General features: G+C 51.0%; 10 protein-coding genes and 4 tRNA genes. 9 read left to right on the forward strand and 5 right to left on the reverse strand.

Features of this window, described 5'->3' with window-relative positions:
• Positions 1-434, reverse strand: a 434-nt coding sequence (locus tag ACYC56_RS09345) for a serine/threonine-protein kinase (protein ID WP_461373913.1), incomplete at its 3' end; no start/stop codon positions are given.
• Positions 435-584: 150 nt separating this feature from the next.
• On the opposite strand from ACYC56_RS09345, the gene ACYC56_RS09350 reads away from it, so the two are divergent.
• Both ACYC56_RS09350 and ACYC56_RS09355 read left to right on the forward strand, forming a co-directional pair.
• A tRNA-Leu gene (locus ACYC56_RS09350) sits at positions 585-668 on the forward strand.
• Between the two features lie 314 nt (positions 669-982).
• Positions 983-1696 (forward strand): metallophosphoesterase family protein, encoded by a 714-nt coding sequence (locus ACYC56_RS09355; RefSeq protein ID WP_461373914.1) that lies wholly within the window; start codon positions 983-985, stop codon positions 1694-1696.
• Here the strand turns inward: ACYC56_RS09355 and ACYC56_RS09360 are convergent.
• Both ACYC56_RS09360 and larC read right to left on the reverse strand, forming a co-directional pair.
• Positions 1685-2278 carry a nucleotidyl transferase AbiEii/AbiGii toxin family protein gene (locus ACYC56_RS09360; RefSeq protein WP_461373915.1) on the reverse strand — a complete coding sequence of 198 codons (594 nt, stop codon included), beginning with the start codon at positions 2276-2278 and terminating at the stop codon, positions 1685-1687. The two genes, ACYC56_RS09355 and ACYC56_RS09360, sit on opposite strands and share 12 nt — an antisense overlap.
• A 3-nt stretch (positions 2279-2281) precedes the next feature.
• Positions 2282-3457, reverse strand: a complete 1176-nt coding sequence (gene larC, locus ACYC56_RS09365) for a nickel pincer cofactor biosynthesis protein LarC (RefSeq protein WP_461373916.1) — start codon at positions 3455-3457, stop codon at positions 2282-2284.
• A gap of 139 nt (positions 3458-3596) precedes the next feature.
• Between larC and ACYC56_RS09370 the strand changes: the two genes are divergently transcribed.
• The 6 genes from ACYC56_RS09370 to ACYC56_RS09395 all read left to right on the forward strand — a co-directional run bounded on the left by ACYC56_RS09370 (position 3597) and on the right by ACYC56_RS09395 (position 6861).
• Positions 3597-4097 carry a DUF4446 family protein gene (locus tag ACYC56_RS09370; RefSeq protein ID WP_461373917.1) on the forward strand — a complete coding sequence of 167 codons (501 nt, stop codon included), beginning with the start codon at positions 3597-3599 and terminating at the stop codon, positions 4095-4097.
• Between the two features lie 88 nt (positions 4098-4185).
• On the forward strand, positions 4186-5040 hold the full coding sequence (gene pheA, locus ACYC56_RS09375) for a prephenate dehydratase (RefSeq protein ID WP_461373918.1): 855 nt from the start codon (positions 4186-4188) through the stop codon (positions 5038-5040).
• The gene (gene serS, locus ACYC56_RS09380; RefSeq protein WP_461373922.1) at positions 5040-6323 is read left to right on the forward strand and encodes a serine--tRNA ligase; all 1284 of its coding nucleotides are present in this window, start codon (positions 5040-5042) and stop codon (positions 6321-6323) included. The genes pheA and serS overlap by 1 nt, the downstream gene beginning before the upstream one ends.
• Positions 6324-6433: 110 nt before the next feature.
• Positions 6434-6522, forward strand: a tRNA-Ser gene (locus ACYC56_RS09385).
• 137 nt (positions 6523-6659) lie between these two features.
• A tRNA-Ser gene (locus tag ACYC56_RS09390) sits at positions 6660-6753 on the forward strand.
• 34 nt (positions 6754-6787) lie between these two features.
• A tRNA-Arg gene (locus tag ACYC56_RS09395) sits at positions 6788-6861 on the forward strand.
• A 126-nt stretch (positions 6862-6987) separates the two neighbouring features.
• On the opposite strand, the gene ACYC56_RS09400 is transcribed toward ACYC56_RS09395, so the two are convergent.
• On the reverse strand, positions 6988-8163 hold the full coding sequence (locus ACYC56_RS09400; protein WP_461373919.1) for a tyrosine-type recombinase/integrase: 1176 nt from the start codon (positions 8161-8163) through the stop codon (positions 6988-6990).
• On the reverse strand, positions 8156-9148 hold the full coding sequence (locus tag ACYC56_RS09405; RefSeq protein ID WP_461373920.1) for a hypothetical protein: 993 nt from the start codon (positions 9146-9148) through the stop codon (positions 8156-8158). The genes ACYC56_RS09400 and ACYC56_RS09405 overlap by 8 nt, the downstream gene beginning before the upstream one ends.
• A 128-nt stretch (positions 9149-9276) precedes the next feature.
• Here ACYC56_RS09405 and ACYC56_RS09410 point away from each other — a divergent pair, with 128 nt between their 5' ends.
• Positions 9277-9483, forward strand: a complete 207-nt coding sequence (locus tag ACYC56_RS09410; protein ID WP_461373921.1) for a helix-turn-helix domain-containing protein — start codon at positions 9277-9279, stop codon at positions 9481-9483.
• Positions 9484-9561 lie beyond the last annotated feature (78 nt).

The raw sequence follows: 9561 nt of genomic DNA on the forward strand, positions 1-9561 counted from the left end.
GATTTGCGGCCGTCGTAGAGAATCATGATGTTCTCGGGTTTGATATCCCGGTGTATGATGCCGTTTAAATGTGCGGCTTCAAGGGCCCGGCAAATCTCGATGGTGATGATGAGCGCCTCGTGCACCGAGAGCGGGGAGATACGGCTTAATATCTTTGAGAGGGGCACGCCCTCGATAAGCTCCATGATGAGGTAACAGTCGTCGCCGTCTTCCTCGAATTCGTGGATGGTGACGATGTTGGGATGATTGAGAAGCGCTACCGTTCGCGCCTCACGGAGCACGCGCTCCGCCGAGTGGCGGTTGACATGAATCTGCTTGATGGCCACGACGCGCTCCATGCGCGTATCAAAGGCCTTGTAGACATCGGCAAAGCCACCCCTGCCCAGCTTCGAAATGATCTTGTATCGGTCGAGTAGCAGTTCTTCCGTTTTCATGTACATCTTTTATTGATTCGACGATTACAACGTCTTTCCCTTGCCTGTGTTGCGTAAAACGTAAAAATGGTATAATCTATTCTGCGCGGATTTGATGCGATTAGCTTTGATGGTATCAGATTCGCAGACAGATAAAAACGCATAAGTTAAGCGAGAATGGCGGAATTGGTAGACGCGCTAGGTTCAGGGTCTAGTGTTCGTAAGGACATGGGGGTTCAAGTCCCCCTTCTCGCACAAAAAATAATCCGACTTTTTGTCGGATTATTTTTTGTAGAGCAATGGAACAATAGAGCGATCGAACATTGGAGCTTTTATAGCGAATGGAAAATGGATAAGTTCGGATATAAGGTAATCTGTTCCATTGCGGTCTATTGTTCCATTGATCCATTGCTCTACGGTTATATTTCAGCTGGCCGGCTCCTGTGCAAAAGAAACAACCCCCTGCCACTCATCCCATATGTCTTCCATCGCTTCGAATTAACATTTCCGCAGGAGTGGAATATCTTCTTATATGATATCGCCAGGTGATCTTGTTAGGTACTATTAGAATGATACGAATTGCCGCTGTCGGTGATGTGCACGCCCAGACGGGTAATGTGCAGATGCTTAATGCGGGTTTTGCTACTCTGCATACCAAGGCCGACGTCCTCGCCATTGCCGGGGACTTGACGGCGCACGGCCTCGCTAAAGAGGCGGGGGAGCTGGTGTATGCGCTCAAGGATGTGAAGATACCGGTAATCGTCGTTCTCGGCAACCATGACTACCATATGGGGCAGCAGGGGGATATCCGGCGGGTGCTTGAAAAGGGCGGCATTACGGTGCTTGATGGTGAGACCACCGTTGTAGAGGCGGGCGGCTTTCGGGCGGGCTTTATCGGTACCAAGGGGTTTGGCGGGGGGTTCGGTATTCGTGCGCTCCCCGATTTTGGGGAAGTGATCTTTCGCGAGATGTACCGCGAAGGCGTAAAAGAGGCGGAGCGGATTCGCCACGGCCTTGAGACATTAACAACCGATTTTCGTATCGTGCTTTTGCACTACTCACCGATAAAAGACACGCTCTTTGGTGAGCCCCCCGAAGTGTATGCGTTTCTCGGTGCATCGATTATGGCGGAGCCGATCGATAAGCTGGGGGCGGATTTGGTGTTGCACGGCCACGCACACTACGGCACGGAGAAGGGGATGACGCCGGGCGGTGTTCCGGTCAGAAACGTCGCGATGCCGACCATGGGGCGCCCCTACTCGATCTATCCGCTAGGCGGGTAAGTACGCGAGCAGGCGATGGAGCACCCAGTCGGGCACGTATGCCTGGGTGCGGGGGTCGGATTGGGCGTAGAAGAGCAGCCCGAGCATCCTGCGCAATCTGGGCCGTGAGCGCTCGATAAAATAATCCCAGTCGAGCTGCCCGTTGGTTTCTCTAAAGATCGAAAACGCATCATATAAATCGCGCGGCCTCTCTTCGCTCAGCGAGTGGGCTTTCATGATGAGCATGTCCTCCGGGGAGATGACTTTGTAGGTGTAGCCGCCAAGCTCTTCGGAGCGCGTGTGCGCTTCGACTTCGGGGGTAAGGCGCACGTTACCCATCGCCTCGAAAATGAGATCGACTTTGGTGTGGTCTTTGAAGGCCTGGAAAAGCCACCTGCGGTCGGTGCGCTTGATTTCAAAGCCGGCCTCACCGAGCAGCTCGAGCGCTTCATTAACATCCGATTCTCGAACCAGAAAATCAACATCGGTCGTTTCGCGTTCGCGGCCGTATACCCGGACCGCGATGCCGCCGCAGAGAATAAAATCAACCCCGCCCTCATCGAGCTTCTCGGCTGCTTCTTTAAATACGCTCCACTCCGGCACGATTTATCCGCCTTTCCTGAACGTGTCGCTTGCCGCCTCTCGTGCAAGGTCGTAGACTTCCCGTAAGGGGGTACCGCTGCGGGCGGCTAGCTTGCTGCAATCGTCATATTCGGGCGCAACGGAAATAACCCGTCCCTTATATGTGCCCACCTTGACGTGGATTCTACCAAGTGGCGTGTTCACAGTGATGATTTCGCGCTCTGCGACCCGGCGGGACTGTTTGGAGAGCCTTAAGCCCAGCGTTGCGGTCTCTGTAAGTATCATATCGATCGCCTCGTCCTCGCTTCCCACGGGCACCAGCACGCTTAGCGTTACTGCCGGGCGGTTTTTCTTCATCTGGATCGGGGTGAACCAAACATCGAGCGCGCCGAGTTCAAAGAGCGCGTCCATGGTATACCCGAGCACTTCGGCGGAGACGTCATCGATGTTGGTCTCGAGGAGCATCACGTTTGCGGCCCCCGCCCCGGTCTGCACCCCAAGCATGACGCGAAGCACATTGGGGATTTCAAGCTCGCGGGTTCCGGCGCCGTACCCGGCTTTTTCAAGGGTAAACAGCGGCATTTCCTCGGTGAAGGTCGCGTAGTGCATAAGCACAGCCGCTCCGGTCGGGGTGGTAAGCTCGACGGCGATCCCGGAGCTATACACCGGCGCTCCCGAGAGGATCTCAAGGGTGGCCGGGGCGGGGATGGGCAGCATGCCGTGTTCGGTCCGCGTCATGCCCATACCGGTCGCGACCGGTGAGGAGTAGATCTTCTCGATGCCTAGGTAATGAATCCCGATAACGCTAGCGACCACGTCGACGATGGAATCGATTGCTCCGACCTCATGGAAATGAATCTGGTCGAGGGTCTTGCGGTGGATTTTGGCTTCGGCTTCGCCGATCCGCTTGAATATGGCGAGCGCATCGGCTTTAATGCTGTCGGCAAGCTCGCTGTCCTCGATGAGTTCGCGGATATTGCTAAAGGTTCTCACCACCTTTTGCTCCTCGGCGGCGACGTTAAATTTTGTGGCCCCGATATGCTGCTTTGTGACTTTTTTTGCGCTCACCGCGTAATCGCCGACGGCGATTTTGTTAAGGCCCGCTTCAAGTTCCTCGAGGGGCAGGCCTAAGTCGAGCAGGGCGCCGACGATCATATCCCCGCTGATGCCGGCAAAACAGTCAAAATAAGCGACCTTCATGTCATCATCTCCCTATGTGGTAACAAGCGCGAAAGTTCCTGCTGCTTAAACAAGTTTTTCCCAAATGCAAAGGTTAGGTTTTTATTGTATAATTTTTGACAATTATGGCGAAATTTTTCCTCTAAGCGAAGGGGTAGCAATGGATCTTCGTAATAGTAGCTTAATTCTAGCATTAGTTGCAGCCGGCTGGCTCGTCTTGGTGGTATGGCTTTTTGTCGTTTCGTTGAAGCTAAGAAAGATAAACAAGCGGTCGAAGGCAATCGTCAAGGCCGGGGAACATGGGGATTTCGCAGGTGCGGTAGAGAGCAGTTTGAACCAGCTCTCGCTTTTAAACTCGGCCATAAGCGAGGTCAAAGCGGAGCAGGCACAGCTCGCGGATACGCTTAGCAGTACGGTACAGCGGGTTGGCGTCGTGCGATTCGACGCATTCGAAGATATCGGGGGAAGGTTGAGCTTCGCGGTGGCGCTGTTGGATAACAACGGAAACGGTGCGGTGTTAAGCACCATTAACGGGCGCCAGGAAAGCAGGAGCTACGCCAAAGCTATCCGAAACAACACCTCCGAGTTTACGCTTTCCGCTGAAGAGCACCAGGCGATACAAGAGGCATTTTCAAACGCCACTACAAAAACACCGGTGTAATCGCCGATATAGTAAAAAGAGCGATAATAGCGCGATAGCAGTATCATGCTGGAGTGAAATAAGAGCGCAAGGAAAGGACTGCAGGCATTTGCCAGAGAAACACAACACAAAGATCGGCTTCCTGGGGCCGCGTGGCACCTATACCCAGGAGGCGCTTCTAAAACTTTTACTGGTCAGCGACGATGACATCGTTCCGTACCCGACGGAAGCCGATGCGATACGCGCCGTCGAGCGCGGCGAGGTGGATAAGGCAATGGCCGCGATCGAGAACTCTATCGAGGGTTCGGTGAACGCGACGCTCGATGTCTTAGCGTTTGAGGCTAACCTCGTTATCGAACGAGAAATAGTCATCCCCATCAACCATAGCTTAATGGCAAAGCCGGGCGTAAAGCTGGAGGATATCACGACCGTGCTATCGCACCCCCAGGCCATCGCCCAATGCCGGCGCTACCTTTCTGAGAAAGTGCCGCAAGCAAGCCTTGAGCTTGCCGGGAGCAACGCCGGCGCGGCGCAGTTCGTTGCTGAGCAGGATCGGACCTTAGCGGCCATCGGCCCGAGGCTCGCCGCGCAGATTTACGGATTAAACGTGCTCGATATCGGCATCGAGGATTTTGAAGATAATCAGACCCGTTTTGTGCTGATCGGAAAAGAGCCGGCGCCGAAAACGGGCCACGACAAGACCTCGATCGTTTGTTTTATTCACGAGGACCGTCCGGGAAGTCTTCTTCTGATCCTGCAGGAATTTGCCTACCGGTATATAAACTTAACTAAGATACAGTCGAGGCCGACCAAAAAGGCGCTCGGCGATTATTGCTTCTTCATCGATTTTGAGGGCCACAGGGACGACGAGATAATCTCATCGACGCTCAAGTGCCTGGGATGCAAGGTGAGAGAGGTAAAAGTGTTAGGATCATATCCGATGGCAAACGGGGTGACAAGCTGATGCTTGATCTGAAATGGGTACGGGAGCACCTGGATGTCGTGCAGGAGGCGTTGGGGCACAGAAACTCCAAAGTCGACCTCACGCGCTTTAAGGAGCTGGATGCATCGCGACGTGAGTTGATCGTCGAAGTCGAACAACTAAAAAATCGCAGAAACGTGGTATCGGGCGAAATCGCCAAGCTTAAAAAATCCGGGGAACCGGCCGAGGATAAGATCGTTGCCATGCGCGAGCTTGGCGACAAGATCAAGAGTTTTGACGAGCAGCTCGCTGAAATCGAGGATGAACTTAGTCAGATGCTTCTGGATATCCCCAACATTCCCGATACGAGCGTTCCCATCGGGTCTGATGAGACCGCAAACGTGGTGGTTAGAACCTGGGGCGAGAAGCCAGAGTTTGACTTCGAGCCCAGACCGCATTGGGATACAGGAATCGATCTTGGGATTTTGGATTTCGAGCGGGCATCGAAAATCGCAAAGGCGCGCTTTGTGCTGTATTGGGATTTAGGCGCCAGGATGGAGCGTTCGCTTCTTAACCTCATGCTCGACATGCATACGGCCAAGCACGGTTACACCGAGGTGTTTCCGCCGATCCTGGTAAACAGCGCAAGCCTCATCGGTACGGGCCAGCTGCCGAAGTTTAAGGAAGACCTCTTTAAGGTCGAAGACGAAGACCTGTATTTGATACCGACCGCCGAGGTGCCGGTAACCAATATCCACCGCGACGAGATACTTGCAGCCGAAGATTTGCCGCGCTACTACTGCGCGTATACCCCATGCTTCAGAAGTGAGGCGGGCGCGTATGGTAAAGATACCCGCGGGCTCATCCGGCATCACCAGTTCAATAAGGTAGAGCTGGTAAAGTTCGTCGATCCCGGGAGTTCCTACAATGAGCTTGAAAAGCTTACCGCCAACGCTGAATCCATTTTACAGGCGCTCAATATTCATTACCGGGTTGTGGCGCTGAGCACGGGGGACATGGGATTTTCTTCTGCCAAGACCTATGATATAGAGGTCTGGCTGCCGGCGTCCGGCGGGTACCGGGAGATATCTTCCTGTAGCAACTTCGAGGATTTCCAGGCGAGGCGCGCCAATATACGTTTTCGAGAAAACCCCAAGGCCAAACCCCAATTCGTCCACACGCTCAACGGAAGCGGCCTGGCAATCGGGCGAACGGTCGCTGCGGTACTCGAGAATTACCAGCAGGCCGACGGGACCGTGCGGGTTCCGGATGTGCTGAAAGCCTACATGGGGGGCGCGGAAGTCATCACGCCGAAGAAATTCTAACGGCGTGATGATGCGGTTCGCGCTGTTGTCTAACCGCACTTAACCTGTTAAAATTAGTACGCATTTCGGGTGCCGCGAGCGGCGCATTCGAAGGTAAATCACATACCACTGGAGAGATGGCGGAGTCTGGTTGAACGCGGCGGTCTTGAAAACCGTTAGGGGCGTAAGTCTCTCGGGGGTTCGAATCCCTCTCTCTCCGCAAAAAGCTCCCAAAACGGGGGCTTTTTCTATTCTCGCTTACCGTTACGACACCTACGGCGGGTGGACAAAATGCATCTTGTAATGTATATTAATTATCTGGCTTTTAGCTTTTAAGAGTTCTAAGTTTTTAGAGTTGGAGAGATGGCCGAGTCGGTCGAAGGCGCTCGCCTGCTAAGCGAGTAGGGGGTTATAAACTCCCTCGAGGGTTCGAATCCCTCTCTCTCCGCCAGCTGGATCAAGGCGCTCGCGCCGAAGACCAGAATGTGCCCGTAGCTCAGCCGGATAGAGTGCTTGACTACGAATCAAGAGGTCGGGGGTTCGAATCCCTCCGGGCACGCAATATGTGACCAGGTAAAATACAGTTATTTTACTGTTATGCCTGGTAAAAGGTAAAAATACCAGGTAAACGCTGGTGTTTTATTTATTTCATCTAACAGACAGCTAACGAATAGGGAAAATCGGTCTAACAGCGGTCTAGCACAAGGGGTTTAGTCGGTGTGAATATCGTTGAAAATCTTTCGTGTGCGTTGTGCTCAGTCTCGGGCAGAACGTGGGTGTAGGTTCTCAGGGTTATGGCAGCATCGGCATGGCCTAAGAGCTTTGAAACGTAGCGCAAAGGCTCACCGTTAGTAAGTAGGGCAGTAGCGAAAGAGTGCCGCAGATCGTGAAACCTGATTGAGCGCAGCCTAGCAAGCGTAAGCGCTGGCTTTAATACCCGTTTATCGAGGTTTGACGGATTAATGGAATTGCCGGCAGTATTCGTAAAGACCAGGTTTTTAGGGTTGCTCTTTAGATCGACCATTTGCTTTAACTGGTGAGCTTGCAAGGCTTCTTTGAGTTCTGCAGCCATCGGGATTTTGCGATTAGCTGCAGCCGATTTAAGATCCCGTATCTCATTCGGGTGAATATAGACATAACTGCTGTTAAAGTCGATATCATCCCACTGTAACCCCAGGATTTCACCTTGACGAGCGCCGGTAAAGGCCGCAAACATAATAAGAGCTCTATACCGCTCATCGGTGTTTTTGATAAGTAAGCGCAACTCCGAAGGGCTTAAGTAGGCCATCTCGGTTTTTGTGGTACGAGGCGGCTTGATGTACTCAGCTGGGGACTTGACCAGATAGCCAAGCTCGCAGGCCCGTTTCAGAATAAGCTTCAGGGTAACGAGGTACTTCTTAGTGTTTATTGGCGTTTTCCCTTCATCTAACAGGCTCGTAAGTAATCGCTCAATATCTAATGGCTTGATAGATTTTAACTTACGATTCCCAAAGAACGGAATAAGCTTATTGTTCGCGTGTATCTGGTACACGGTCAAGGTCGAAGGTTTGACCCTGCTGGCGTGAGCCTTTAGAAAGTCGTTGCAAAAATCCTTAAAACCCACATCAGGCATGCTTGTGTACGTACCTTGGTTGATATTGTTAAGCTGTTCGTTAAGGTAAGCTTCAGCCATGGATATTGTGAAGTATTCGGGATGACCCTTTTTAACATCATTTCTGCCTAAGCGCTCCCATTTTTGTTTTCGCTTTTCGTCATCCTCGCGGGGTTCTTCGTAGACCGCATAGATAACCCCTTTACGGTCTTTGCTGTCTTTCGACAGGTTCTTACCGTTTGCCCTTACAACTACTGTACCCTTAGCCATTGTTTTTACCCCTCTTTCCCTCGCGCCTTCGCCTTCGTTGCTTTGCGGCTTCTTCGCACAGTACCGAATGGTATATTGGTTTTCTTCCTTTACCTGGTTTTACGAAGAATTTTGCCCCACACCCTGGGCAGGTTTTTAATTCAGTTTGTTTTGTTATCTCACGCCAGAACATTAAATAAATGGAATGTATTAGAGCCTTAGAATCGCTGGCATATCCCCATGAGAATTTGCCTGCCGGTTTTCCCATTAGATGTAATGTTAGATTTATTGGCTTTAACTTTTCTTCCAAAATCATCTTGAACAGTAGTCCTAGCCCAAACAAATTATCACGATCATTTTCAGAGCTTTCTAATATGTGGTTTACGAGAGGGGGTAGGTTAATCTCAGTAAAGCAGCGGCCGGCATTCTCAAGTAATTGTTGAAGATACAATAGCACTAGAGAGGGCTTTGAATCGCTTGCTAAGCATTCATAAATATCAACTAGAGTTAAATACTCTTCTTGCTGTTTTCTTAACCACGCTAAGGGTTCTATAAAAGTGCTAAGGATATTTCCAGTATCGTTGAAAGAACTATAGTAGAAATATGAAGCCCTCGCTTTGTCAATGTTGATAAAGCCCAATAGACCGTATTTGTTTACAAAATCTAACTCGGTAATTCTTTGATCATATCCAATTGATTGAAAATCATTTAAAAGGTCTTTCTGGTCTAGCGGATTGAATGATCGGAGATTCAAGTCTTTTAAGTTTAGAACAATAAAACCCTCTTCAAATATCTCTGGGTATTTCGGGTCTATTGGCTCTCTAGACAAAGGACTTTTTGGGTTAATCCAAGCATCCATCGCAGCGTCAGAGGCACTAGTCAGGGCCTGTATTAAGGCAAACCCAGTTTGCTTGCTAACCGCTATATATCCATTTGCTTTTATCTGGTGTAATTGGTTGCGCTCTAGAATGTCTGGATCTAACACTTTAATGCCTTTCGATCCCACCTATTACTTGGATGTACCGTTAAATGTACCGTATTAGCGAATACCGCTAATTGCGTATATAAAACGGTACTTGCTACACTCACATTAGCACTGGTTAGGTAATGTAGTCAAGCGAATGGAGTAATTAGGTGAACAGATTAAAAGAACTTCTAAAGCCCAAAGTGACATACAAAGACATTGCAGACCGTTACGGTTGCACGATTAGCTTTGTGGGTCACGTTGCCGAGGGCAGGAGCAAGCCGCCTGCCAAATTCAAGCTACTCGTGAGTGAAATGCTCGGGCTCCCCGTAACCACTATCTTTCCAGAAAACGGAGGTACCAACAATGCTAACTAAGCAAGACCAGTATGTAAGCCCAGCAGAGTTCGCACGTATATTGCAGCTAGACAGATCGTGGGTGTATCGGCATACCCT

It is taken from the genome of Candidatus Aquicultor sp. (assembly GCF_054640775.1).